We start from the raw sequence: 24,498 nt of genomic DNA, 5'->3' as shown, positions 1-24,498 counted from the left end.
GCCACGCGGACCATGTAGGCAGTTGGCGTCCGCCGCGCTAGGGTCGGGGTGACGATGCGGCCCGATATTCTCAATCCCCTGTTCGCCGAAGTGGAAGCGCTGAAGGGCGTCGGGCCGGGCATCGCCAAGGCGTTGGCGCGCCTCGACCTCACCCGGGCGGTCGATCTGGCCTATCATCTGCCGACCGGCATGATCGAGCGAATGCGGGTCGACAGCGTCAGCCATGCGCTGACCGGGCGGATGGTCATCCTCGAGGTCGTGCCGTTCGACCTGCGAGCCGGGGCGGGCCGGGCGCCGCTCAGGATTTATGCCAGCGACGCCACGCAAAATACGGTAACGCTGACCTTTTTCAACAATTCGGCCTGGGCAAAGAAGCAGCTGCCGCTAGGCGAGCGCCGCACCGTCATTGGCAAGCTCGACGCATGGGGCGACCAGTTGCAAATCGTCCATCCTGAGGTGATCGAGACTGACAAAGCAGGCGACATCGCCATCCGCGAGCCGGTCTATGGCCTCACCGAAGGCATCGCCAACAAGCGCATGCGCGAATTGGCGCTGGCCGCGCTGGAGCGTGCGCCGGACTTGCCCGAGTGGATCGAACCGTCGCTGCTCGCGAAGAACCACTGGCCTGCATGGCGATCCGCGCTGGCCGAAGCGCATAGTGACCCGCTCGCAACCTCGGCCCGCAAGCGCCTCGCTTATGACGAGATTTTCGCCAACCAGCTCGCCCTGATGCTGCTGCGCCAGGTAGCGCGGCGGAAGCGCGGGGTGCCGCTGCAGGGCAATGGGCGCCTCACGGGCGCGCTCAAGCTGCCCTACCAGTTGACCGGCGCCCAGCGCCGCGTGGTCGAGGAAATCCGCGGCGACATGGCGCAGGACAAGCCGATGCTGCGCCTGCTGCAAGGCGACGTTGGATCGGGCAAGACGCTGGTCGCGCTCCTCTCGATGCTCGAAGCGGTCGAAGCCGGCGCACAGGCGGCGATGCTGGCGCCGACCGAAATCCTCGCCCGCCAGCATTTCGCGACCCTCCAGCGTCAGTGCGAACCCATCGGCGTCTCGGTCGCCATCCTCACCGGCCGCGAGAAGGGCCGGGCGCGCGAAAGTGTCCTGATGGGCCTCGCCGACGGCAGCATCGACATCCTCGTCGGCACCCACGCCATCTTCCAGCAGCATGTCGCCTACCAGCGCCTCGGCCTGATCGTCATCGACGAACAGCATCGCTTCGGCGTCTCGCAGCGCCTGTTGCTCAGCGAAAAGGCCGAACGCCCGCCGCACCTGCTGGCGATGACCGCCACGCCCATCCCGCGCACCCTGACGCTGACTCATTATGGCGAAATGGATGTCAGCCAGATCGACGAGATGCCGCCGGGTCGCACCCCGATCGAAACGCTGGTGATCAGCGACCAGAAATTGGGTGATGTCGTCGAAGGCCTCGGCCGCCATCTCGCCGCCGGTTGCCAGGCCTATTGGGTTTGCCCGCTGGTCGAGGAGAGCGAGGCGGTAGACGCCGCTGCCGCCGAAGAACGCGCCCGCGTCCTCCGCCAGCGCTTCGGGGAAACCAAGGTCGGCCTAGTCCACGGCCGGATGAAGGGGCCGGAAAAGGACGCCGTCATGACGTCATTCGCCGCCGGCGACATCGGCGTGCTGGTCGCGACCACCGTAATCGAAGTGGGGGTCGACGTCCCCAACGCCTCGCTGATCATCGTCGAAGGGGCCGAGCGCTTCGGCCTCGCCCAGCTTCACCAGCTGCGGGGCCGTGTAGGACGCGGCGCGGCGGCGAGCCGCTGCATCCTCCTGCGCGGGCCGACGCTCAGTGAGACGGGCAGGGCGCGGCTTGCCCTGATGCGCGAGACCAACGACGGCTTCCGCATCGCGGAGGAGGATCTGAAGCTGCGCGGCCCGGGCGAAATCTTGGGCACCCGCCAGTCAGGCGAACAAAACTTCCGCGTCGCCAGCCCCGAAGACGTGGCCGAATTGGCCCCCGCCGCCCAGGGTGACGCCCGCCTGCTCCTCGACCGCGACGGCGGACTGGCGTCGGAACGCGGCCAAGCCGCGCGCCTTTGCCTCTACCTCTTCGAACGCGACGCGGCGGTTGGGCTGCTCAGGAGCGGTTAGCCTTCGACGACCAACCCATGCTTCTTGGCGCCGAAGCTCAGCTTGTCGCCCGCCTCCGTCATTACGTGGGGATCGCCGACCTTCTCGCCATTCAGCCGCACCGCACCCTGTTCGATCCCGCGCCGCGCTTCCTTGTTCGACGACGCAAATCCCAGCGCCACCAGCGCCGCGACCACGCCCAGCCCCTCGGCGGGCGCCGCCACAGTCGGCAAATCGCCGCCCGCCGCGCCTTCCTCGAACGTCTTGCGTGCGGTTTCCGCCGCTGCCTCCGCCGCCTGGCGACCGTGAAGCAGGGCGGTGGCCTCATTGGCCAGCACCACCTTCGCCTCGTTGATCGCCTGTCCTTCCAGCGCGCCCAGCTCGGCAATCCGCTCCAGCGGCAGATCGGTGAACAGCTTCAGGAACTTCACCACATCGGCATCGGCCGTATTCCGCCAGAATTGCCAATAATCGTACGGGCTCAGCTGCTCGGCATTCAGCCACACCGCGCCATTGGCGGTCTTGCCCATCTTGCCGCCGTCGGCCGTGGTGATGAGGGGCGTCGTGACGCCAAACAGCTCGGCGCCGTCCATACGGCGGGCGAGTTCGATACCGTTGACGATATTGCCCCACTGGTCCGACCCGCCGAGCTGCAACCGGCAGCCCTGCCGCAGCGCCAGCTCGCGAAAGTCATAGGCCTGGAGGATCATGTAATTGAATTCCAGGAAAGTCAGCGGCTGTTCGCGGTCGAGGCGCAGCTTGACCGAATCGAACGTCATCATCCGGTTGATGGTGAAATGCGGCCCGACGGTGCGCAGCAGCTCGATATAGCCCAGCTTCGACAGCCAATCGTCATTGTTGACCAGAACGGCGTCCGTCGGCCCATCGCCGAAGGTGAGGAATGCCTCGAACACCCGACGGATCGACGCGATGTTGGCGTTGATGTCCGCCTCGCTCAGCATCTTGCGGCTTTCGTCCTTGCCGCTGGGATCGCCGACCTTGGTCGTCCCGCCGCCCATTAGCACGATCGGCTTATGCCCCGCCTGCTGCATTCGGCGCAGCATCATGATCTGGACCAGGCTGCCGACATGAAGGCTCGGCGCCGTGGCGTCAAAGCCGATGTAGCCGGTCACGATCTCCTTCGACGCCAGCGCGTCGAGGCCCGCACCATCGGTAGCCTGGTGGATGTAACCGCGCTCGTCGAGCAGCTTTAGGAGCGAAGAGGAAAACGTCATGGCGCGGGGCCTTAGCAGGCCATCGCGTCTCGCCCAAGTGGGCGCTTGCATGGGGCCGATTGGCGGGCGATAGCGGGCCACCCATGACGCTGCTCGTCCGCCATCCCGATACGCCGCCCGGCACGGTCCAGTCGATCGACGCCGAACTTCGCCGTGTGCCTGGCGGGGCGGTGGCGCGGTTTCGGGTCGATGGCGATCCGGCCAAGCTGCGTATCCCGGCCCCCGCGACGCCTGCCCGGGCCGACAACCTATGGCGCACGACCTGCTGCGAACTGTTTGTGGCGGGCGAGGCGGCGTCTTATCTCGAGTTCAACCTGTCGCCATCGGGCGAATGGGCTGCTTATCGCTTCGATGGATACCGCGAAGGCATGGCCAACGCCGAGGCGTCGGTCGAAATCGCCTTTACCAGCGATTCCCAAGGCTTCACGCTCGAAGCGAAGATTGACGCTGAACTTCCCAATCCCGCCCATGTCGGCCTGACCGCTGTCATCGAGGAGGCCGACGGGCAGATCCGCTACTGGTCGACCGGATTCGCGCCGGGCAAGCCCGATTTCCACGCGGATGCGGTCCGCAACCTGTTGTTCGATGGAGTGAGTGCCGAATGAAGCTGGGGATTGAACGCCTGCTCGAAGACAAGGCGCTACGCGCCCCGCTGGCGGGCAAGCGCGTGTGCCTGCTGGCGCACCCGGCCTCGGTCACCCGCGACCTCGTCCACAGCCTCGACGCCCTCGCTGCTCTAGATGGCGTCAACCTGTCGGCCGCCATGGGCCCACAGCATGGCCTGAAGGGCGACAAGCAGGACAATATGATGGAAACCCCGGACGAGGTGGACCCCCGCCTCGGCATCCCGGTGTTCAGCCTTTATGGCGAGGTGCGCCGCCCCACGGCACAGATGATGTCGTCGGCCGACGTCTTCCTGTTCGACCTGCAGGACCTTGGCTGCCGCATCTACACCTTCGTTACGACGCTGCTTTACCTGCTCGAGGAAGCGGCCAAGCATGGCAAGTCGGTTTGGGTGCTCGACCGCCCCAATCCCGCCGGCCGCCCGGTTGAAGGCACGCTGCTGTTGCCGGGCTGGGAAAGCTTCGTCGGCGCCGGGCCGATGGTCATGCGCCACGGCCTCACCATGGGCGAAATGGGCCATTGGTACGTCAGGCACTTCAACCTCGACGTCGACTATCGGGTGATCGAGATGGAGGGCTACAACCCCGACGCCGCGCCCGGCTTTGGCTGGCCGACCGAGCGCCTCTGGATCAACCCGTCGCCCAACGCGCCCAACCTCAACATGGCCCGCGCCTATGCCGGGACGGTCATGCTGGAAGGCACGACCTTGAGCGAGGGCAGGGGCACTACCCGCCCGCTCGAGCTGTTCGGCGCCCCCGACATAGACGCCCGCGCGGTGATGGCGCAAATGGAGCGCATCGCGCCGCAGTGGCTCAAGGGCAGCCGCATGCGCGAGGTCCATTTCGAACCGACCTTCCACAAGCACGTCCACATGCTCTGCGCCGGCGTCCAGGTCCACGCCGAGGGCGATGCCTACGATCACCATGCGTTCAAGCCGTGGCGCTGGCAGGCGCTGGCCTTCAAGGCGATCCGCTCGCTCTACCCCGACTATGCTCTGTGGCGCGATTTCCCTTACGAATATGTCTTCGACAAACTCGCCATCGACGTCATCAACGGCGGACCGGGATTGCGGGAATGGGTCGACGATGCGGGGGCGCAGGCGGGCGACCTCGACGCGCTGGCGGGACCGGATGAGGCGGCGTGGGCAGAAAGCACCCGGAGCCACTGGCTCTATGGCGGCTGACCAGCTTTCCGCAGCCGACGTCGAGGCTCGCCTGTCGCGCGACGGGCAGGACGTAGAAGCTCTCGTCGCGAAGGGCGCCCTTATGCTGGCTGCGGGCGATCAGCGTGGCGCGGCCGCTTATTTCAAATCCGCCCTGAAGGCCGCTGCTGCTGCCCAGCCCTTGCCGGCGAGCCTCCGACCCGCGATCGAACGCGCACAGGCCGAGCTTGCCCTGGCCAACGACCTGTTCCGACAGCATCAAGAAGAGGCGCTGGCCCGTGCCGGCTTTCCCGAAGGATCGCGCCCACATCGCTTCCAGCAGGCACTAGACATCCTCAACGGCCGGGTGGCCGTCGACCTCGACCTGCAGCGTCCGACAAGCTTCTACTATCCCGGCCTGCTCGAGAAACGTTACTATGACCCCTCCGATTTCGCATGGGCGGCCGCGATCGAAGCGGCCACGCCGGCCATTTCCGCCGAAATCCAGCGGGAAATGTCGCTTGGAGCCGAATTCTCACCCTATCTCGTGTCGGAAAAGAACCGTCCGCGTACCGAGTTCCACGGCCTCCACGACAACCCTCGCTGGAGCGTCCTGCAGCTGTTCGAAAAAGGACAGCCGACCGCAGCGGCGTCGAGGTTTCCGGCAACCATGAACGCGATGCAGGACGCGGACCTATGCCGGATCGGCACCCGTTCGCCCAACATCCTGTTCTCACGGCTTGCCGCTGGCGCGCACATTCCTCCGCATCACGGGATGATGAATGCGCGGCTGATCTGCCACCTGCCACTGATCGTTCCCGACAATTGCCGCTTCACCGTCGGCGGCGAAAGTCGTCCCTGGACGGTCGGAAAACTGACCATTTTCGACGACAGCGTCCTGCATGAAGCCAGGAACGACAGCCATCATGACCGTATCGTCCTGATCTTCGACGTTTGGAAACCCGAACTGAGCGGCGAGGAGCGGGCGGCGATCACGGCCATGTTCGAAGCCATCGACGATTATTGACCGCCGCGCGCACCTGATTGCAGCCGATTAGTCGAGCAGGCTGGCCGGTACCGTCCCGCCGTTGGCGGCAAGCTGGCGCATCACTTCCTTGTGCAGCCAGATATTCATCTCGGCGCTGCCGTCCTTGTCCCCGGTGTAGCCGAGCTCGGTCGCCAGTTCCTTGCGGTGGTCGAGACTGGAATCGATGTCGAGCAGCTTCATCAGGTCGACGATCGACGTCCGCCAGTTGAGGTCGGGGTTGCCTTTCGCGTTCGAAATCCATTCCAGCGTCTTTTCGACGTCGACCGGTTGCGCCGCAGTCGCGGTGCCGGTCGATCCGGTGCCGATCGCGACCTCGTCGGTCAGCGGGTCCTGTCCGTCCCAGCTGGCGGGAGCGGGGGCGGCGCCCTCAGTCGGGGCCGCTTCCTTCCTGTGACCGAAGATCGCGTCCTTGATCTTGCCGAAAATACTCATGCCGCTCCTCCTTTTGCTCGGGCAAAGTGCCCGAGAGAGAAATGGCTGAAGCGCATGATGTTTCCGTGACGTGCGCCGAAACGAGTGATGTGCTCGCCTGTCCCCCGGACGGGCTGCACTTATCACTTTTTGCGGCTGAGTTCCTTCATCGCATCTTCAAGCCCGGCCAGCGTCAGCGGATACATGCGGTCATTCATCAGCTTTTTGAGGATCGATGTCGACGCGCTGTGGCCCCAATAAGCCTCGGCGGTCGGGTTGATCCAGGCGGCAGAGCGATACTGGTCGGTCAGCCGCTTCAGCCACACGGCGCCCGCCTCCTGGTTCCAATGTTCGATCGACCCCCCCGCGTGGGTGATCTCGTAGGGACTCATCGCCGCATCGCCGACGATCACCAGCTTGTGGCTGGAATCGAACTTGTGGAGCACGTCGAACGTCGCCGTGCGTTCATGGTGGCGCAACCGATTGTCCTTCCACACGCCTTCGTAGATGCAATTGTGGAAGTAATAATGCTCGAGGTGCTTGAACTCGCTGCGACAGGCGGAAAACAGCTCTTCGGCCGCCTTCACATGCCCGTCCATCGACCCGCCGATGTCGAGGAACAGCAACAGCTTCACCGCATTGTGCCGCTCCGGGCGCATCCGGACGTCGAGCCAGCCGCGCCGCGCCGTGCCGTCGATCGTGCCGTCGAGGTCGAGCTCTTCCGCCGCGCCTTCGCGGGCGAAGCGCCGCAGTCGACGCAGCGCCACCTTGATGTTGCGGGTGCCAAGCTCCTTGTCGCCGTCGAGGTCCTTGAACTCGCGCTTCTCCCACACCTTGATCGCACGGCCGTGGCGTCCCGGTCCGCCGATGCGAATGCCCTCCGGATTGTAGCCGCCATGGCCGTAGGGGGAGGTGCCGCCGGTCCCGATCCACTTGTTGCCGCCCTCGTGCCGGCCCTGCTGTTCCTCGAGACGCTTCTTCAGCGTCTCCATGATTTCCTCCCAGCTGCCTAGGCTCTGGATCTCGGCCATCTGCTCGGGCGTGAGATAGGCTTCGGCGACCAGTTTCAGCCATTCTTCGGGGATTTCGGCGGCAATCTCTTCGCCAGCGGGTGAGATCAGGCCCCTGAACACTTCGCTGAACACGCGGTCGAAGCGGTCGAGCTGGCTCTCGTCGTGCACGAACACGCTACGGGCGAGATAGTAGAATTGCTCGGCATCGGTGCCGATCACATCCGCATCCATCGCTTCGAGCAGCAGCAGATGCTCCTTCAGCGATGCGGGAATGCCCCCGCGGCGCAATGCTTCGACGAACCCGATGAACATGGGAATAGGCCATAGCGGGGGCAGGCGGTGCTGCCAATTCGGCGCGTGGTTAACTCCGTTTTAGTGAATGTCGCTTAGCCAACAGACCAACAGAGGCACATTTCGAGGGTTTCATGGCCACGCTCGGCATTGAACAGGTTACCGAAAATGCGATTCGCGCCGTGGCGCGGGACTGCGGCAAGCTGTCGATCGAATGCAGCGACGTCGCGGGCTACGTCCAGACGGTCGCCGGTCGCATCCAGGACCATTTGAAGATGCTCGACGGGCTCGAAGAGGTGACGACACGCCTGCTCACCGACCAAGCCCGGGTCAGCGATTCGACCGACGAAGCCCGGCTGCTGTCCGAACAGGCTCGTCTCAAGCTCGAAACCGGCCGAGAAGCCATCGAAGGGACGATCGAAGGCTTCAAGGGGCTGACCGACCTGATCGTCAACCTCGGCGAGCGCATGGCGGGCTTCGCGACCGCAATGAACCAGGTCCAGACCGTGTCGTCGACCATCGAAACCATCGCCCGCAAGACCAATATGCTGGCGCTCAACGCCACCATCGAGGCCGCTCGCGCCGGCGATGCCGGTCGCAGCTTCGCGGTCGTGGCCGCCGAAGTGAAAAAGCTGGCCCATGACACCCGCGCCGCCACCAGCCAGATTGCCGAAACGATCGGTGAGCTGACCCGTGAGGCGGGCGCTGTCACCAGCGAGATCAAGACGGGCGTCGAACGCAGCCGCGCCGCGCAGGTCGGCTTCAGCCAGATCAGCGACACGGTTCGCGAAGTGACCGAACTCGTCGGCATGGTCGACCGCCAGACCGAAGGCATCGCCCATTCGACCGGCCTCATCCAGACCAGCGTCGACCGAGTGAAGGCATCGCTGACCGAATTCGCCGGCGACGCCCGCGACAATGGCGGCCAGCTGATCAAGGTCGAACAGCGGCTTTCCAGCCTCGAGATGATGAGCAACACCATGCTCAACACGCTCGCCAATTCGGGGGCCGATATCGACGACACGCCGATGATCCTCAAGGCGCAAGCGGTGATGGACCAGATCAAGGCGAAGATCGAAGAGGCGATCGACCGCGGCGAGATCAGCATCGACGACGTGTTCGACCGTAACTATCGCGAACGCCCGGGCAGCAACCCCAAGCAGTTCGACACCAACTTCTGCGACACGGCCGACAAATATGTTCAGCCGTTGATCGACGGCATCATCGCCGCCGACAATCGCGTGATCGGCACCACCATCGGCGACGTCAACGGCCACCTGCCGACTCACCTCAGCGCCCGTTCGCGGCCGCAAGGCCCGGATCCGGTGTGGAACGACGCGCATTGCCGCAATCGCCGCATCTTGATCGACGACCAGACCCGCTATGCGCTCAAGAGCGACACGCCGACGCTGATGACCTATATGATGCAGCGCGGCGAAGAGATGATCGCGGTCAAGAACATCTATATCCCGCTATTCTTCAAGGGCCGCCGCTGGGGCAACCTCGAGCTCGCCTACCGCGACGATTGATCACCTGCAGCCAGTCCGGGGGACTGGCGAAGCCGATCAACGCCTGCAGCCAGTCCGGGGGACTGGCGAAGCCGATCAGGCCACCTTTTCGAACGCCTGAGCCAGGTCTGCCTTCAGGTCGTCGACGTCTTCGAACCCGATGTTGAGGCGGATCAGGCGCGGCCCTTCCTCGGGTGACGGTCGGCGGAGGTCAGGATAGGCGAGTGCAATGCTCACCGGTCCAGCCCAGCTGTAGCCGATCTTGAACAGTTCCAGGCTGTCGATGAACCGTTCGATGGTCGGCCAGTCCCAGTCCTGGACGACGAATGAAAACACGCCCGACGATCCGGTAAAGTCGCGCTTCCAGATGTCGTGGCCGGCGCAGTCGGGCAGGGCGGGGTGCAGCACCTTGGCGACTTCCGGCCGCGCCTTCAGCCAATTCGCAATGTCCAGCGCAGCCTGTTCGACATGCCGCAGCCGAAGATCGAACGTCATCAGGCCGCGTAGCGCCAGCGAACAATCCGCAGGCGAAACCCCGATGCCCATATGGAACCGTGTGGAGGCCAGCCTGTCGGCGAGCACGGGGTCGCGCGCGGATGCCGATCCGAGCAGCAGGTCGGCGTGGCCTGCGGGATATTTGGTCAGGGCCTGCACCGCGATGTCCGCGCCATGGCCGAACGCGTCGAACAGCACGCCGGCGGAATAGGTATTGTCGAGTGCGACCAGCGCGCCGCGAGCATGCGCTGCCGCTGCGATCGCCGGCACGTCCTGGATTTCCATCGTGATCGAGCCCGGGCTTTCGCACCAGATCAGCGAGGTGTTGTCGCGGATAAGGTCGGCGATCCCGCCACCGATCAGTGGATCGTAGGTTTCGGCTTCGACTCCGAACCGCTTCAGGAAGCGCCCGATCCAGCCATTGGGACCATAGGCCGTGGTCGGCACCAGGACATGGTCGCCCTGTTTGCAGAAGGTCCAATAAACCAGCGTGATGGCGGCAAGGCCGCTCGGCACGATCTGGACCTTGGCCGCGCCCTCCATCTCGGCGATCCGTGCGGCCAGCTCGCGCGTGGTGGGCGTGCCGTGCAGGCCATAGCGATACTGGTCCTCGTTACGGCGATCTTCGCCGACGTCGGCCAGCTTGTCGAACAGGACGGTCGAGGCGCGATAGGTCGGCGTCGCCAGCGACTGGAACTCATGACTGGCGCGGCGAAGCGGGTGGATCAGCCTGGTGGGCCGTCCCCGTCCGTCGCGCTCGCCCGTCATCAGCCCTGGCGCCGCGCCATGAAGGCCAGCCGTTCGAACAGCATCACATCCTGTTCGTTCTTGAGCAGCGCGCCGTGCAGTGGCGGGATGGCCTTGGTCGGGTCGCGGTTTTGCAGCACTTCCAGCGGCATGTCCTCGTTAAGCAGCAGCTTCAACCAGTCGAGCAGTTCGCTGGTCGAGGGCTTCTTCTTCAGGCCCTGCACGTCGCGGATCTGGTAGAACATTTCCAGCGCGCGGCTGACCAGCATCTTCTGGATGCCCGGGAAATGGACCTCGATGATCGCGCGCATCGTGTCTTCGTCGGGGAAGCGGATGTAGTGGAAGAAGCAGCGACGCAGGAACGCGTCGGGCAACTCCTTTTCATTGTTCGAGGTGATGACCACGATCGGCCGTTCGACCGCCTTCACCGTTTCGCCGGTCTCGTAGACATGGAACTCCATCCGATCGAGTTCCTGCAACAGGTCGTTCGGGAATTCGATGTCGGCCTTGTCGATCTCGTCGATCAGCAGGACGGGGAGCCGGGGCGAGGTGAAGGCTTCCCACAGCTTGCCCTTGCGGATGTAGTTGGAAATGTCATGAACCCGCTCGTCGCCGAGCTGGCCGTCGCGAAGGCGCGCCACCGCATCATATTCGTAGAGGCCCTGGACCGCGCGGGTGGTCGACTTGACGTGCCATTCGATCAGCGGCGCATCGAGCGCCCCGGCGATTTCATGGGCGAGGACGGTCTTGCCGGTCCCGGGTTCGCCCTTGACCAGCAGCGGACGGCGCAGCTTGACCGCGGCATTGACCGCGACCTTGAGGTCATCGGTCGCGACATAGTTGGTGGTGCCTTCGAAACGCATGCCTTTGGCCCTATTGGGCGCGAAGGCGGCGCGCAAGTGTCAGGCGTCGTCGCGGGCGTGGGCGCGGGCTTCGAGCAGGTCGAACAGGCCGCGGTTCTGGAGGAGGAGCTGCTGCCCGCCGAAGCCCAGCGCGCGTTCGGCGGCCATCGAGTCGGCCCCGTCGGCGATGACCGCGACGATCGAGGGCACGTCAGGCAGGACCATGGCGGGCTTTGCCATCCCCATGCGGTCGGCGGCGCGGTCGAGGATGGCGCGGACGGCGGGCCAGTCGGCCATCAGCGCGGTCGCCGCGCCCAGCGCGCAGCCGCGCCGTTCGGACTTGGCGAGGGTTTCGATGGCGTGGCGCTGCGCGACCAGCGTCGCTTCGGTCTCTGCCGCGCCAGGCGTCGAGGGCAGGGGGCCGACGGCCGCGGTCAGGCGTACGAGGTAGAGCCGTTCGCGTTCATAGGCGTCGCTGGCCTGCATCAGCCAGTTGCGGACCGGGCCGGCAGGGCAGTTGACCAGCGCCAGTTCGATGAGGCCGGGATGGCGACCGTAGATCGAGCAGAAGAGGTGGACCGCGTCGGCAAGGTCGCGCGCGCTATCGGGGCCCATCGCCGACAGCAGGTGCAGCCGATAGGGGTGTCCCTGCGACCCTTCGCTGTCCACCCGCGCCAGTTGCGCATCGGCCGCGCTGACCGAATGTCCGTCGATCGGCTGTATCATCGCCATGCCCCTCAAAACTCCTGCGTCCAAACATCAATCATCACTGGTGGGTAGCGACGGCTTGTAGCCCAAGGGCGTAAAGACAGGGTTTAGGCGCGCTTCATCTTTTGGTGAGGCAGGTTAATTTTTGGCTCGAAACGGGACATTTTGAGCGGAAATGGCACGGCGCGGCGGGTTATCCACAAAAAAGATCGCGCGGCCTTGAAAAAGAAGCAGGGTGCCGGGGAGGGGTATCCGGCACCCTGTCGAAAAACGCGGGTTACAGGCAACCGGCCGTTACGCGGCCAGCGCAATCTCGTCTTGGTCGCGGCGCTCGTCGCTGACGTCGCGGGCGGTGGCGACCACGGTCATGGTCGAGGCATCGACCTTCTTGTCGCCGAGGAAGTAGCGGCTGGCTGCGACGATCGCGCCAAGGCCGAGATAGGCCGCCACGGTCGCCATCGGCGCAATGAACAGCGGGGCGATGAACGCCAGGCGCAGCCACAGCGGATTGAAGCCGAAATCCTGACCGATCGCTTCGCAGACACCCAGGATGGTGTCGTTGCGCAGGGGGAGCGGGGTGGTCTTGGCGGTCATCAGCGAAACTCCTCAAATGGTGTTGCCAACGGTGTTGCAACGCACGTGCCAATTGGCGTCCACCGAGGGAAAACAAGTGGATACCGCACCGCAGCATTTCAAGATGCAACCGACAAAGCGGTGAAACTCGCCGACCAATGGTGGGAAATCCCACCAACAGACACGCTATTTAGAGGAGAGGTAATCGATCCTGATCCGCACCCACGTTCCCACCAGAACCTTTCCGCCAACCCGCGGCGGTCTCACCCGGAATTGCCAAGCGGCCTGGCGGACGGCGCTGGCCAGGCGGCTGCCGGGGGGATCGCTGCCCAGTTCGACGCAATCCTCGACGCGGAAACCCGCGACGGTGCGACAGGCGATTAGGCCCGCTCCGCCGCCTTCGGGCATATTCTTGGGCAAATATCCGCCCAGTTCGGCATTGGTCGGCTCGCGGTACCATTCGGCGGCATAGAGCGGCTCGCCATTGGGCGCGGTGCCGACGCGGGGGCTGTCGTCGGCGCCAAAGCCCGGCGCGTTGCTGCCCAGCTTGCCGATATCGCCAGCGGCCATGTCCGACTTGCTCATCGGGATGAAGGGCAGGTCCTTCGTGTCGATCGGCATCTTCGGCGCATTGGGGATGCGGCGGGGAATGGGCGGGCGCGGGCTGGGGTTGGTCTCGGTCGGTTGCGGCTTGGCGGCGCTCGACGACTGCTCCTCGCTCACCGATTGTACGTCGAAGGTGGCGATCGGGTTGCCGCCGGCGAACTCGGGCGGCTTGGGGTGGAGGTTGAGGCGAAGAAAGGCGAGCAGCAGCAACAGCTCGATGGCCAGCGCCAGCGCCAGCGCCGACACGCGCCGACGCAAGGGCGGGCGGTCGCGGTAGGTGCTGGTGGCGGCGGTCACGGTGGGGGTTCTGCCACTCTTTAGATGAATGGAGGTGTCACGGGATCAAATCCCGTGACGTCGACCTCGTTACACAAGGTCGGCCGGCCTGCGCCGTCTGTCCGACATAAGCTCCCGATTGCATGGCAATCGCTCTCTTATGCTCGGCAGCTCGATTATTGATCCAAGAAAGACCGCATCTTCCGGCTGCGGCTCGGATGCTTCAGCTTGCGCAGCGCCTTCGCCTCGATCTGGCGGATGCGTTCGCGGGTGACGCTGAACTGCTGGCCGACTTCCTCAAGGGTGTGGTCGGTGTTCATGCCGATGCCGAAGCGCATGCGCAGCACGCGTTCTTCGCGCGGGGTCAGGCTGGCGAGGACGCGGGTGACCGTTTCCTTGAGGTTCGCCTGGATCGCGGCGTCGACCGGGATGACGGCATTCTTGTCCTCGATGAAATCGCCCAGGTGGCTGTCTTCCTCGTCCCCGATCGGGGTTTCGAGGCTGATCGGTTCCTTGGCGATCTTCATCACCTTGCGAACCTTTTCCAGCGGCATGCCGAGGCGTTCGGCCAAGTCCTCCGGCGTCGCTTCGCGGCCGAATTCGTGTAGGAACTGGCGGCCGGTGCGGACCAGCTTGTTGATCGTTTCGATCATGTGCACCGGGATGCGGATGGTGCGCGCCTGGTCGGCGATCGACCGGGTGATCGCCTGGCGGATCCACCACGTCGCATAGGTGCTGAACTTGTAACCGCGGCGATATTCGAACTTGTCGACCGCCTTCATCAGGCCGATGTTGCCTTCCTGGATCAGGTCCAGAAACTGCAGGCCGCGGTTGGTGTATTTCTTGGCGATCGAAATGACGAGGCGCAGGTTCGCTTCGACCATTTCCTTCTTGGCGATGCGCGCTTCGCGTTCGCCCTTCTGGACCTGGTTTACGATGCGGCGGAACTCGCCCAGCGCCATGCCGGTCGACTGGCTGATCTCGGCGATCTCGCCGCGGATGCGCTCGACGCTGTCGGCTTCGGCATCGGCGAAGGCCGCCCACTTCTTGTCGAGGCCGCGCACGCGGTCGAGCCAGCTATCGTCCAGCTCGTTGCCCATATATTCGTCGAGGAAGCTCTTGCGCGGCACGCGGTGGCGTTCGGCCAGGCGCAGCATCTGCCCGCCCAGCGTCGTCAGCCGGCGGTTGTAGCTGTAGAGCTGGTCGACGAGATATTCGATCTTGTTGTTGTGGAACTGGACGCTCTCGATCAGCGCGGTCAGCTGTTCCGACAGCTTGGCGTACTTCTTCTCGTCCGCCGCGCTGAGGTCGCCGCCGCCCGACATGGCGACGAGGCGTTCCTGCTGCAGCTTGGCGAACTTCTTGTAGAGGCCGGTGATTTCGGCGAACTTTTCAAGCGCCATCGGCTTGAGCGTCTCTTCCATCTGCGCGAGGGAGAGGGTGTTGTCGTCCTCTTCTTCCTCGGCCTGGGGCTTGGCGCGGCGTTCGACCATGTCGTCGTCCTCATCGTCGGACGACGTTTCCTCTTCGATGTCTTCTTCTTCCTTGATGGTCGGGCCCGCAGTCGCGGCGCTGATTTCGCCGTCGCCTTCGCCGTCCTCGTCCTCGTTGATCTGTTCGGCGGTCGGCCCCTTCGACAGCATCGCTTCAAGATCCAGGATCTCGCGCAGCTGCATCGTGCCTTCGTTGAGCGCGTTCGACCATTCGATGATCGCGTTGAAGGTGATCGGGCTTTCGCACAGGCCCCAGATCATCGTGTCGCGGCCGGCCTCGATGCGCTTGGCGATGGCGATTTCGCCCTCGCGCGACAACAGCTCCACCGCGCCCATTTCGCGCAGGTACATGCGCACCGGATCGTCGGTGCGGTCGACCGCTTCCTTCTTTGTGGCGACCGCCGGGCGCGGCCCGCCGTCGTCCAGCGGATCGACATCCTCTTCCGGCTCTTCCGCGTCCTCGTCGTCGCTGTCGTCCTTGTCGACCACTTGGACACCCATATCGTTAATGGCTGCCATGATGTCCTCGATCTGGTCGGGGCTCATCTGGTCGGACGGGAGGGCGGCGTTCAGCTCGTCGACGGTGATCACGCCCTTCTTCTTGGCGCGCGCGATCAGCTTTTTGATCGCGACGTCGTTGAGGTCGATCAGCGGCGCGTCGCCGGTGTCGGTTTCGGTTTCGGGAGTGTCGTTTTTCGCCATGTTGGACTGCCGCTTACTCATTGCCGGCGAGAGATGCCAGCCTGTCGTTGATAACTTCACGCGCCGCATGAAGTTTTTGTTGCTCTTCGAAGGCGGAATCGTCGCCGGCGCGGAAGCGCGCCATGGCCGCTTCGAACGCCGCGTCGAGCTCGACTTTGGCCGCTACCGTCTCCATCGCCATGGCGAGGTCGCGCCGGGCGAGGTCGGGATCGCCGGAGGAACGCGTGAAGGTAAAGCCAAGATCGCCGCCTTTCGACACCTGCTTCCAGTCGGAGGCGGTGCCGTCAGTCGCCAATATGGGAACGAGTCCTTCGCGATCAAGCGCTTGGCCCGACATGGTGAGATCGATCATGCGGTCGCGCACGTTCGACGCGGCCTTGTCGGCAAGCGGGAGGGTCGCGAACAGTTCGACATGGTCGCCGATCGCGTCGGGGAAGAGCGCATGGCCATAGACCAAGGCCCGGGCGGTCGCCTTGTCGATCCCGCCGCTGGCGATGGCGCGGGCGGCGGCGCTGGCGGGTGGGGGCGGGGGGACGAAGCGGCCCTCGCGGTTCTTCTTCCACGGCTGGCGCGGTGTGAAGGCGCCGCGGCCCGCGGCTTGCGGGCGGACGAGTTCATCGAAGCGGCGTAGCCATTCGTCGCGGTATAGCTGGCGGACGCTGGGGTCCTGGATGGCCTGGACATGGTCGAACAGGCGCTGCTTGAGCCCGGCGCGCGCTTCGGGGGTGTCGAGCGGCTGCGCATCGCGTTCGTAGCGCCACAGGCGGTCGACCAAAGGGTCGGGCTTGGCGAGCAATTCCTCCATCGCCGCCTTGCCGCCCGACTTGACGACATCGTCGGGGTCCTTGCCCTGCGGCAGGTCGACGAAGCGCAGGGTGCGTTCGGGGCCGAGATGGGGCAGGGCGCGCGTCGCAGCCCGGATCGCGGCCTTCTGCCCCGCACTGTCGCCGTCGAAGCAGCAGATCGGCGCGGGCTCCAGCCGCCACAGCCGCTGGATCTGGTCTTCGGTGAGCGCAGTGCCAAGCGGCGCGACAACCTCACCAATGCCCGCCTGGTCGAGCGCGATGACGTCCATTTGCCCTTCGACGATCAGCACCCGCCTGGCATTGCGGCTGGCAGGACCGGCCAGGTCGATGTTGAACAAGGTGCGCCCCTTGTCGAACAGCGGCGTGTCGGGGGAGTTGAGATATTTGGGCTCGCCGGCGCCAAGAATGCGCGCGCTGAAGGCGATCACCCGGCCACGGACGTCGCGGATCGGGTAGGTCAGGCGGCCACGGAAGCGATCGTAGGGTTCCTTATTGTCGTCGGGCTGGATGAGGAGGCCGGCCTCGACCAGCTTGTCGTTGCCGAAACTGGCGAGCGCAGCCTTGAGCTTCCCGCGCGAGTCCGGCGCGAAGCCGAAGCCGAACTTCTGGCGCGTCGCCTCCGTAATGCCGCGCTCTTTCAAATAAGCGCGTGCCGCGCCGCCATCGACGCCTTCCAGTTGTTCGACGAACCAGCGCTGGGCGGCGGCCATGACGTCGTGGAGGCCGGCCGCGCGCTCCTGCTTTTCACGGCTGCGCGGGTCGGGGGCGGGAACGTCCATTCCGGCCTTGGTGGCCAGATCCTTGACGGCGTCCATGAACGGCAGCCCGCGCTGGTCGGTCAGGAAGCGAATGGCATCGCCATGCGCCCCGCAACCGAAGCAGTGATAAAAGCCCTTCTCGTCGTTGATGTAGAAGGACGGCGTCTTTTCATTATGGAACGGGCAGCAGGCCTTGAACTCGCGCCCGGCCTTGGTGAGCTTCAGCGTCGGCGCGATCACCGCCGACAGCGTGGTCCGCGCCCTAAGTTCGTCCAGCCATGCTGGCGAGAGGTTCACGCGTTTGCGAGCGCCGCCTTGACCAGCTGGCTGGCCTTGGCCGGTTCGATGCTGGTAGCATGGCGCGATTTCACTTCGGCCATCACCTTGCCCATGTCCTTCATCGACGAGGCGCCGGTGTCGGCGATGATCGCAGCGATGGCGGCCCTGGCTTCATCCTCGCTCATCTGCTGGGGCAGGAAGCGTTCGATGACGGCGATTTCGGCTTCTTCCTTGGCTGCGAGCTCGGCGCGGCCGCCCTGAGTGTACATGTCGACCGATTCGCGGCGCTGCTTGATCATTTTCTGCAGCACTTCGGTGACAAGCGCGTCATCATCGGGCTGTTGCGCGGCGGTGCGCAGTTCGATGTCGCGGTTCTTGATGGCGGACTGGATCAGGCGGATCGTGCCCACGCTGTCCTTGTCGCCGCCCTTCATGGCGGTGACCAATGCAGCCTTGATATCGTCGCGAATCATCGTCGGTCCGTCGTGGTTTCCTGGAAAGGTCCAGTGTTAGCGGGGAAAAACCGCTTTTCCCAGCCGTTGACCTAGGCGGAATTTGCGCTTAGCGGCGATGGCTTAGCGACATTGCTGCAAAACCCCAGACACGGAAAGGCTTCCCAGCCGATGGCCGAAGGACAACTCGCGCGCGCACCGCAACCAGAAGGAGCGACGGGAGTCATCGTTTTCGCCGACGGCAGGACCATCTGGGGCAAAGGCTTCGGCGCGGAAGGCGAGGCGGTCGGAGAGCTGTGCTTCAACACCGCCATGACCGGATACCAGGAAGTGATGACCGATCCTTCCTACGCCAAGCAGATCATCGCCTTCACCTTTCCGCACATCGGCAATGTCGGAACGAATGAGGAAGACGTCGAAGCTGGCGAGGCGCATGCGCTTGGCGCGATCGTACGCGAGGCGGTGACGTCGCCGTCCAACTTTCGCTCCGTCGAGGATTGGCCGAGCTGGATGGCGCGAACCGGGCGCATCGGCATTTCGGGCATCGATACGCGCGGGTTGACGCGGCTGGTGCGGCGCGAAGGGCCGCCGACTATTGCGGTGGCGCACAATGCCAAGGGCGATTTCGACCTCGACGCGCTGCAGCGGCTGGCCGCCGAATGGCCGGGGCTGGAAGGCATGGACCTCGCCAAGGAAGTGTCGTCGAAGCAGCTATTCAACTGGACCGACGGCGGCTGGGACATCGGCAGCGGATATCGGCTCGACCATGCCAATCCGTCGGCGCCGCATGTCGTGGCGATCGATTATGGCGCCAAGCGCAACATCTTCCGCAACCTGGTTGAAGCCGGGGCGCGGGTGACGGTGCTGCCCGCCACCGCGACCTTCGACGAAGTGATGGCGCAGGAGCCCGACGGCTTCTTCCTGTCGAACGGCCCGGGCGATCCCGCCGCGACCGGCGAATTTGCCATTCCGGTGATCCGCCAGATGCTGGAAACGGGCAAGCCGCTGTTCGGCATTTGCTTGGGCCACCAGCTCCTCGCGCTGGCGGTGGGCGGCAAGACCGCCAAGATGTTCCAGGGCCACCGCGGCGCCAACCATCCGGTGAAGCGGCTCGACAGCGGGCAGGTCGAAATCACCAGCATGAACCACGGGTTCGCAGTCGAACGCGGCGGATTGCCCAACAATGTCCGCGAAACCCATGTCAGCCTGTTCGACGACAGCAATTGCGGCATCGAACTGACCGATCGCCCCGCCTTCAGCGTCCAGTATCACCCAGAAGCGAGCCCGGGGCCGATGGACAGCTTCTACCTGTTCGAGAAATTCGTGGGGATGATGCGGTGAGGATTGGGGTCGTAATCGCAAGTTTATGCGTAGCTGCATGCGTGAGGCCGACAGCGACGTCACCGGTTAGTGATCAATCCGTATTAGACCAAATTGCGGATGACTGCGGATTGGAACGGTCAATCTTTCAACTGCAATCGGATCGACGAGTCTCGCTGAACTTCAAATCCGACACAAGCTCCCAAGCTGTCGATTGCGCTATCGCCACAATCAATAAATCCAAAATTCCTTTCAGGCTTGGATTTGTCGGGAACGAAGCCGTCATAGGGAACGAAAACTAATGCCCCGCCGTACAGACATCAGCTCCATCCTCATCATCGGCGCCGGCCCGATCGTCATCGGCCAGGCGGCTGAGTTCGATTATTCGGGGAGCCAAGCCGTCAAGGCCCTGAAGGCCGAGGGCTATCGCGTCATCGTCGTCAATTCGAACCCGGCGACGATCATGACCGATCCCGAGCTGGCGGATGCGACCTATATCGAGCCGATCACGCCCGAGGTGGTCGCCAAGATCATCGAAACCGAGAAGCCCGACGCGCTGCTGCCGACAATGGGTGGGCAGACGGCGCTCAACACCGCGCTGGCGCTCGCCAAGAACGGGACGCTCGACCGGCTGGGGGTCAAGCTGATCGGCGCCAACGCCGAGGCCATCGAGAAGGCCGAAAACCGCGAAATGTTCCGCGATGCGATGGACCGTATCGGGCTGGAAAGCCCGCGATCGGCCATCGTCCACAGCTGGGAAGAAGCGAAAGAGATGCTGGAGACGGTGGGCCTGCCCGCGGTCATCCGGCCGAGCTTCACGCTGGGCGGCACCGGCGGCGGCATCGCCTACAATCGCGAGGAATATGAGCGGATCGTCCGCAGCGGCCTCGAAGCCAGCCCCACCACCGAAGTGCTGATCGACGAAAGCCTGGTCGGGTGGAAGGAGTATGAGATGGAGGTGGTCCGCGACCGCGCGGACAATGCCATCATCATCTGTTCGATCGAAAATATCGACCCGATGGGCGTGCATACCGGCGACAGCATCACCGTCGCGCCCGCGCTGACGCTGACGGACAAGGAATATCAGCGGATGCGCTCGGCCAGCATCGCGGTGCTGCGCGAAATTGGTGTCGAAACAGGGGGTTCCAACGTCCAGTTCGCGGTGAATCCGAAGAACGGGCGGATGATCGTGATCGAGATGAACCCGCGCGTCTCGCGTTCATCGGCGCTGGCGTCGAAGGCCACCGGCTTTCCCATCGCCAAGGTCGCGGCGCGGCTGGCGGTGGGCTATACGCTCGACGAGATCGCCAACGACATCACCGGCGGTGCGACCCCGGCGAGCTTCGAGCCGACGATCGATTATGTCGTCACCAAGATCCCGCGCTTCGCCTTTGAAAAGTTCAAGGGCAGCGAGCCGCTCTTGTCTACGGCGATGAAGTCGGTCGGCGAGGTGATGGCGATCGGGCGGTCGTTCGCGGAAAGCCTGCAGAAGGCGCTGCGTGGGCTGGAGACTGGGCTGTGCGGGCTCGACCGGGTGCGCGAGCTGGAAGGCGCCTCGCCGGCGGAGATCGAAAACGCGTTGGGCCGTGCGACGCCGGACCGGCTGCTGGTCGCGGCGGAGGCGCTGCGGCATGGCTTCACGGTCCAGCGGATCCACGAAATTGCGGGCTTCGACCCCTGGTTCCTCGAGCGGCTGGCGGAAATCGTCGCGGCTGAGGAGCAGGTCCGGGCCGAAGGTCTGCCGCAGGAAGCGGCGGGGCTGAGGCGGCTGAAGGCGATGGGTTTCTCCGACGCGCGGCTGGCGCAGCTGGCCTTGCGCTCGGCGGGGGTCGAGCGCGAGGCGTCGGAAGCGGCGGCCTATGGCAGCGGCATCGTTCATGACGCGCTCAAAGCCATGACCGGCGGCGTGACGGCGGCGGAAGTGCGCGCGCTGCGCCACAAGCTGGGCGTCAAGCCCGTGTTCAAGCGGATCGACAGCTGCGCGGCGGAATTCGATGCGGCGACGCCTTACCTTTACTCGACCTACGAAGCGCCGTTGTTTGGCGAGCCGGAGGACGAGGCGGCGATTTCGGACAAGCGCAAGGTCATCATCCTGGGTGGCGGGCCGAACCGCATCGGGCAGGGGATCGAGTTCGACTATTGCTGTTGCCATGCCGCCTTCGCCCTCGGCCGCGACGGGCAGGGGTATGAGACCGTCATGGTCAACTGCAATCCGGAGACGGTGTCGACCGACCCGGATACCTCCGACCGCCTCTATTTCGAGCCGCTGACGAGCGAAGATGTGCTCGAAATCGTCAGCCGCGAGGCGGAGAAGGGCGAACTTGCCGGGGTGATCGTCCAGCTCGGCGGGCAGACGCCGCTGAAGCTCAGCCACGACATCGAGGGCGCGGGTTTCCCGATCCTCGGCACCTCGCCCGACAGCATCGACCTGGCCGAAGACCGCGAGCGCTTTGCCAAGCTGGTCGACAAGCTAGGCCTTAAGCAGCCGGCCAACGGCCTCGCCCGCAGCCGCGACGAGGCAATCGCGGTCGCCGAGCGCATCGGCTATCCGGTGCTGCTGCGCCCGTCCTACGTACTTGGCGGCCGCGCGATGGAGGTCGTCGACGGACCGGCGCAGCTCGATCACTATATCGCGACCGCGGTTCAGGTGTCGGGCAATTCGCCGGTGTTGATCGACCGTTACCTGCGCGATGCGGTGGAGGTCGACGTCGACGCGCTGTGCGACCAGCAGACGGTCGTCGTCACCGGCATCCTGCAGCACATCGAGGAAGCGGGGGTCCATTCGGGCGACAGCGCCTGTTCGATCCCGCCCTACAGCCTGTCCGCAGCCGTCATCGCCGAAATCGAGCGGCAGACCGAAGCGCTTGCGCTGGCGTTGGGCGTCAAGGGCCTGATGAACGTCCAATATGCGGTCAAGGACGAGGCGGTCTACCTGATCGAGGTCAATCCGCGCGCCAGCCGCACCGTACCGTTCGTCGCCAAGGCGATCGGACACCCCATCGCCAAGTTGGCGGCGCGCGTGATGGCGGGCGAGAAGCTGGTCGACCTGCCGCGTGTCGATCGTCACATCGACTATGTCGCGGTGAAGGAGAGCGTCTTCCCCTTCGCCCGCTTCCCCGGTACCGATCCGGTCCTGTCACCGGAGATGAAGAGCACTGGCGAAGTCATGGGAATCGATAGCGATTTCGATATCGCCTTCGCCAAGTCGCAAATTGGCGGCGGGGTGACGCTGCCCGATGCCGGCACGGTCTTCATTTCGGTCAAGGACACCGACAAGGACCATATCGTACCCGCCGCGAAGAAGATGGTGGAGTTGGGCTTCAAGGTCATCGCGACCGGGGGCACCGCATCCCACCTCGAAGCGAATGGCGTACCGATCGAGCGGGTCAACAAGGTGGCGCAGGGCCGACCGCACATCGTCGACCGGATCGTCGACGGCGGGGTGCAGCTGGTGTTCAACACGACCGAGGGCTGGCAGTCGCTGAAGGACAGCCAGGCGATCCGCGAGGCGGCGCTGAAGGCCAAGACGCCTTACTTCACCACCGCGTCGTCCAGCGTGGCCGTGGCGAACGCGATTGGTGCCCTCAGGGGCCATGCGCTTGAAGTTCGCTCGCTCCAATCCTATTATTCCGCCTCCAGATAGAGATTTTCATACAATCCGCTCTGTGTCGCGCCGCTTCTGGGGAGAAGGAGGCGCCGGGGCGGGTTTTGCAAAGGGGACAAGGATCATGGCGAGCGACAAGGTGCCGATGCTGGCCGAAGGCTATCGGCTGCTCGAAGAGGAACTGAAGCGCCTGAAGAAGGAACGACCCGAGATCGTCGACGCGATCGAGGAAGCGCGCGCCCATGGCGACCTCAGCGAAAACGCCGAATATCATGCGGCGAAGGAACGTCAGGGCCAGATCGAGGCACAGATCGGCGATATCGAGGATCGCCTCAGCCGCGCCTTGGTAATCGACCCGACGACCCTTAGTGGCGACAAGGTGGTGTTCGGCGCGACCGTCACCCTGCTCGACGAAGAAGACAAAAAGATCCGCTACCAGCTGGTCGGCCAGCAGGAAGCGGACGCCAAGGTTGGCCGCATCAGCTACAACTCGCCCTTGGGCCGGGCCCTCATCGGCAAGGAAGTCGGCGAGGACGTCGAGGTGACGACGCCGGGCGGCGAGCGCTATTACGAAGTGGCGAAGATCGAATTCATCTAGTGGGGTCGGTCCGGCCTCGAGCGACGGTAGCGATTATTGCCGTCACAACGGTGATTTCGATGGCCGCCTTCGCTTGGAACCTGCAGCTTGCGGCAGTCCTGTGGGGTTTTACGCCAGCACTGGTCGGCGAGGCACCGGGCGGCCCGCTTTCGCTGCCATGGTGGGTTACGCCATGGACTGCCGAGCTTTTGCACGGGGGCTGGTTTCACCTTGGGATGAACATGCTGGCCCTGTGGATCGTCGGCCGGCAAATTGAACCCCTGATCGGCGCGTCGGGCTTGATATTCGCCTATTTTGTGGGCGCTGCAGCGGCCGCCGCTGCGCAATATGTCGCAGGCCCCGCCATGGACGTTCCGATGGTCGGCGCGAGCGGAGCCATCAGCACGCTATTCGGCATTCAGGGGCTGTTGTTCGGCAGGCCCACGAACCTGTTCCGATCACCCTTGGCCAACCGCATATTGTTCCTCGGCTGGCTGCTGGGCTTTTGGGTGGTGCTCAACCTTGCGCTGGCATTCCTTGCCGGCACGGGAGGGATGATGCTCGCCACCCCGGCGCATATTGGCGGTTTTGTCGCCGGGCTCGCCCTTGCGATCCCGCTGCTTCGTCGGCGTTACCGACCGGCCTGAGGATCGACCTCCGGCTCCAGCAGCCGATGCAGGTGGACCACCACATATTTCATCTCGGCGTCGTCGACGGTGCGCTGGGCAGCGCCGCGCCAGGCTTCTTCGGCGTCGGCGTAGCAGTCGTACATGCCGACGAAATCGATGGCGTTCAGATCGACGAAGTCCAGGCCGCGCGGATCCTTGACCCGGCCGCCGAATACGAGGTGCAGTTTGCTCATGCGCGCCCCGCTACAGAAAAGGGCCGCCCGGCGCTA

21 protein-coding genes are annotated in these 24,498 nt (G+C 64.5%); 9 read left to right on the top strand and 12 right to left on the bottom strand.

Annotated features, from left to right (window positions below):
* The first annotated feature begins 54 nt into the window (after positions 1 to 54).
* Positions 55 to 2,112: an ATP-dependent DNA helicase RecG gene (gene recG, locus G570_RS09315; RefSeq protein WP_037501585.1), complete on the top strand. Its 2,058-nt coding sequence runs from the start codon at positions 55 to 57 to the stop codon at positions 2,110 to 2,112.
* Here recG and tyrS read toward each other — a convergent pair.
* Positions 2,109 to 3,326 carry a tyrosine--tRNA ligase gene (tyrS, locus tag G570_RS09310; RefSeq protein WP_037501583.1) on the bottom strand — a complete coding sequence of 406 codons (1,218 nt, stop codon included), beginning with the start codon at positions 3,324 to 3,326 and terminating at the stop codon, positions 2,109 to 2,111. The genes recG and tyrS overlap by 4 nt on opposite strands.
* Before the next feature lie 83 nt (positions 3,327 to 3,409).
* Here tyrS and G570_RS09305 point away from each other — a divergent pair, with 83 nt between their 5' ends.
* Genes G570_RS09305 through G570_RS09295 form a run of 3 tightly spaced genes read left to right on the top strand, consistent with a single transcriptional unit; the run spans position 3,410 to position 6,118 of the window.
* Positions 3,410 to 3,931 carry a DOMON-like domain-containing protein gene (locus G570_RS09305; protein WP_037501581.1) on the top strand — a complete coding sequence of 174 codons (522 nt, stop codon included), beginning with the start codon at positions 3,410 to 3,412 and terminating at the stop codon, positions 3,929 to 3,931.
* Positions 3,928 to 5,133: an exo-beta-N-acetylmuramidase NamZ family protein gene (locus G570_RS09300; protein WP_037501578.1), complete on the top strand. Its 1,206-nt coding sequence runs from the start codon at positions 3,928 to 3,930 to the stop codon at positions 5,131 to 5,133. The genes G570_RS09305 and G570_RS09300 overlap by 4 nt, the downstream gene beginning before the upstream one ends.
* Positions 5,123 to 6,118, top strand: coding sequence for an aspartyl/asparaginyl beta-hydroxylase domain-containing protein (locus G570_RS09295; protein ID WP_051504240.1), 996 nt, complete (start codon positions 5,123 to 5,125; stop codon positions 6,116 to 6,118). The genes G570_RS09300 and G570_RS09295 overlap by 11 nt, the downstream gene beginning before the upstream one ends.
* A 27-nt stretch (positions 6,119 to 6,145) precedes the next feature.
* Here the strand turns inward: G570_RS09295 and G570_RS09290 are convergent, their stop codons facing one another.
* Both G570_RS09290 and G570_RS09285 read right to left on the bottom strand, forming a co-directional pair.
* Complete coding sequence (locus tag G570_RS09290; RefSeq protein WP_037501575.1) at positions 6,146 to 6,571, bottom strand: DUF3597 domain-containing protein; 426 nt, start codon at positions 6,569 to 6,571, stop codon at positions 6,146 to 6,148.
* Positions 6,572 to 6,693: 122 nt separating this feature from the next.
* Positions 6,694 to 7,875 carry a vWA domain-containing protein gene (locus G570_RS09285; RefSeq protein WP_037501572.1) on the bottom strand — a complete coding sequence of 394 codons (1,182 nt, stop codon included), beginning with the start codon at positions 7,873 to 7,875 and terminating at the stop codon, positions 6,694 to 6,696.
* A gap of 113 nt (positions 7,876 to 7,988) precedes the next feature.
* On the opposite strand from G570_RS09285, the gene G570_RS09280 reads away from it, so the two are divergent.
* On the top strand, positions 7,989 to 9,383 hold the full coding sequence (locus G570_RS09280; RefSeq protein ID WP_037501569.1) for a methyl-accepting chemotaxis protein: 1,395 nt from the start codon (positions 7,989 to 7,991) through the stop codon (positions 9,381 to 9,383).
* 75 nt (positions 9,384 to 9,458) lie between these two features.
* Here the strand turns inward: G570_RS09280 and G570_RS09275 are convergent, their stop codons facing one another.
* The 8 genes from G570_RS09275 to G570_RS09240 form a co-directional block, all read right to left on the bottom strand.
* Positions 9,459 to 10,625 carry a cystathionine beta-lyase gene (locus tag G570_RS09275; protein WP_037501566.1) on the bottom strand — a complete coding sequence of 389 codons (1,167 nt, stop codon included), beginning with the start codon at positions 10,623 to 10,625 and terminating at the stop codon, positions 9,459 to 9,461.
* Positions 10,625 to 11,467, bottom strand: coding sequence for an AAA family ATPase (locus G570_RS09270; RefSeq protein WP_037501563.1), 843 nt, complete (start codon positions 11,465 to 11,467; stop codon positions 10,625 to 10,627). Before G570_RS09270 ends, G570_RS09275 begins: the two co-directional genes overlap by 1 nt.
* Before the next feature lie 39 nt (positions 11,468 to 11,506).
* Complete coding sequence (locus G570_RS09265) at positions 11,507 to 12,178, bottom strand: DUF6975 family protein (RefSeq protein WP_037501560.1); 672 nt, start codon at positions 12,176 to 12,178, stop codon at positions 11,507 to 11,509.
* 270 nt (positions 12,179 to 12,448) lie between these two features.
* Entirely contained in the window at positions 12,449 to 12,748 is a 300-nt protein-coding gene (locus G570_RS09260; RefSeq protein ID WP_037501558.1) for a PspC domain-containing protein, read from the bottom strand.
* A gap of 165 nt (positions 12,749 to 12,913) precedes the next feature.
* Positions 12,914 to 13,630, bottom strand: coding sequence for a hypothetical protein (locus tag G570_RS09255; protein ID WP_051504239.1), 717 nt, complete (start codon positions 13,628 to 13,630; stop codon positions 12,914 to 12,916).
* A 155-nt stretch (positions 13,631 to 13,785) separates the two neighbouring features.
* Positions 13,786 to 15,804, bottom strand: a complete 2,019-nt coding sequence (gene rpoD / locus G570_RS09250) for an RNA polymerase sigma factor RpoD (protein ID WP_037501555.1) — start codon at positions 15,802 to 15,804, stop codon at positions 13,786 to 13,788.
* Positions 15,805 to 15,817: 13 nt separating this feature from the next.
* A complete protein-coding gene (gene dnaG, locus G570_RS09245; RefSeq protein WP_037501552.1) occupies positions 15,818 to 17,665 on the bottom strand; it encodes a DNA primase in 1,848 nt (615 codons plus the stop codon).
* Positions 17,662 to 18,120, bottom strand: a complete 459-nt coding sequence (locus G570_RS09240; RefSeq protein ID WP_037501549.1) for a GatB/YqeY domain-containing protein — start codon at positions 18,118 to 18,120, stop codon at positions 17,662 to 17,664. The genes dnaG and G570_RS09240 overlap by 4 nt, the downstream gene beginning before the upstream one ends.
* A 150-nt stretch (positions 18,121 to 18,270) precedes the next feature.
* On the opposite strand from G570_RS09240, the gene carA reads away from it, so the two are divergent.
* The 4 genes from carA to G570_RS09220 all read left to right on the top strand — a co-directional run bounded on the left by carA (position 18,271) and on the right by G570_RS09220 (position 24,247).
* Positions 18,271 to 19,440, top strand: coding sequence for a glutamine-hydrolyzing carbamoyl-phosphate synthase small subunit (gene carA, locus G570_RS09235; protein ID WP_037501546.1), 1,170 nt, complete (start codon positions 18,271 to 18,273; stop codon positions 19,438 to 19,440).
* 280 nt (positions 19,441 to 19,720) lie between these two features.
* Positions 19,721 to 23,062 (top strand): carbamoyl-phosphate synthase large subunit, encoded by a 3,342-nt coding sequence (gene carB, locus G570_RS09230; RefSeq protein ID WP_037501543.1) that lies wholly within the window; start codon positions 19,721 to 19,723, stop codon positions 23,060 to 23,062.
* Positions 23,063 to 23,147: 85 nt separating this feature from the next.
* On the top strand, positions 23,148 to 23,621 hold the full coding sequence (greA, locus tag G570_RS09225) for a transcription elongation factor GreA (RefSeq protein WP_037501540.1): 474 nt from the start codon (positions 23,148 to 23,150) through the stop codon (positions 23,619 to 23,621).
* 59 nt (positions 23,622 to 23,680) lie between these two features.
* A complete protein-coding gene (locus G570_RS09220; protein ID WP_051504236.1) occupies positions 23,681 to 24,247 on the top strand; it encodes a rhomboid family intramembrane serine protease in 567 nt (188 codons plus the stop codon).
* Here the strand turns inward: G570_RS09220 and G570_RS09215 are convergent.
* Positions 24,232 to 24,462 (bottom strand): DUF4170 domain-containing protein, encoded by a 231-nt coding sequence (locus tag G570_RS09215; protein ID WP_037501534.1) that lies wholly within the window; start codon positions 24,460 to 24,462, stop codon positions 24,232 to 24,234. The two genes, G570_RS09220 and G570_RS09215, sit on opposite strands and share 16 nt — an antisense overlap.
* Positions 24,463 to 24,498: the final 36 nt, after the last annotated feature.

The sequence above is a fragment of the Sphingomonas jaspsi DSM 18422 genome (assembly GCF_000585415.1).
Classification (GTDB): domain Bacteria; phylum Pseudomonadota; class Alphaproteobacteria; order Sphingomonadales; family Sphingomonadaceae; genus Sphingomicrobium; species Sphingomicrobium jaspsi.
This window is presented reverse-complemented; position numbering and strand designations above follow the sequence as displayed.

Excerpts from the sequence above, each read along its gene's own strand:
- recG (WP_037501585.1), top strand. The coding sequence starts at position 55 with ATGCGGCCCGATATTCTCAATCCCCTGTTCGCCGAAGTGGAAGCGCTG.
- tyrS (WP_037501583.1), bottom strand. The coding sequence starts at position 3,326 with ATGACGTTTTCCTCTTCGCTCCTAAAGCTGCTCGACGAGCGCGGTTAC.
- G570_RS09305 (WP_037501581.1), top strand. The coding sequence starts at position 3,410 with ATGACGCTGCTCGTCCGCCATCCCGATACGCCGCCCGGCACGGTCCAG.
- G570_RS09300 (WP_037501578.1), top strand. The coding sequence starts at position 3,928 with ATGAAGCTGGGGATTGAACGCCTGCTCGAAGACAAGGCGCTACGCGCC.
- G570_RS09295 (WP_051504240.1), top strand. The coding sequence starts at position 5,123 with ATGGCGGCTGACCAGCTTTCCGCAGCCGACGTCGAGGCTCGCCTGTCG.
- G570_RS09290 (WP_037501575.1), bottom strand. The coding sequence starts at position 6,571 with ATGAGTATTTTCGGCAAGATCAAGGACGCGATCTTCGGTCACAGGAAG.
- G570_RS09285 (WP_037501572.1), bottom strand. The coding sequence starts at position 7,875 with ATGTTCATCGGGTTCGTCGAAGCATTGCGCCGCGGGGGCATTCCCGCA.
- G570_RS09280 (WP_037501569.1), top strand. The coding sequence starts at position 7,989 with ATGGCCACGCTCGGCATTGAACAGGTTACCGAAAATGCGATTCGCGCC.
- G570_RS09275 (WP_037501566.1), bottom strand. The coding sequence starts at position 10,625 with ATGACGGGCGAGCGCGACGGACGGGGACGGCCCACCAGGCTGATCCAC.
- G570_RS09270 (WP_037501563.1), bottom strand. The coding sequence starts at position 11,467 with ATGCGTTTCGAAGGCACCACCAACTATGTCGCGACCGATGACCTCAAG.
- G570_RS09265 (WP_037501560.1), bottom strand. The coding sequence starts at position 12,178 with ATGGCGATGATACAGCCGATCGACGGACATTCGGTCAGCGCGGCCGAT.
- G570_RS09260 (WP_037501558.1), bottom strand. The coding sequence starts at position 12,748 with ATGACCGCCAAGACCACCCCGCTCCCCCTGCGCAACGACACCATCCTG.
- rpoD (WP_037501555.1), bottom strand. The coding sequence starts at position 15,804 with ATGGCGAAAAACGACACTCCCGAAACCGAAACCGACACCGGCGACGCG.
- G570_RS09240 (WP_037501549.1), bottom strand. The coding sequence starts at position 18,120 with ATGATTCGCGACGATATCAAGGCTGCATTGGTCACCGCCATGAAGGGC.
- carA (WP_037501546.1), top strand. The coding sequence starts at position 18,271 with ATGGCCGAAGGACAACTCGCGCGCGCACCGCAACCAGAAGGAGCGACG.
- carB (WP_037501543.1), top strand. The coding sequence starts at position 19,721 with ATGCCCCGCCGTACAGACATCAGCTCCATCCTCATCATCGGCGCCGGC.
- greA (WP_037501540.1), top strand. The coding sequence starts at position 23,148 with ATGGCGAGCGACAAGGTGCCGATGCTGGCCGAAGGCTATCGGCTGCTC.
- G570_RS09220 (WP_051504236.1), top strand. The coding sequence starts at position 23,681 with ATGGCCGCCTTCGCTTGGAACCTGCAGCTTGCGGCAGTCCTGTGGGGT.
- G570_RS09215 (WP_037501534.1), bottom strand. The coding sequence starts at position 24,462 with ATGAGCAAACTGCACCTCGTATTCGGCGGCCGGGTCAAGGATCCGCGC.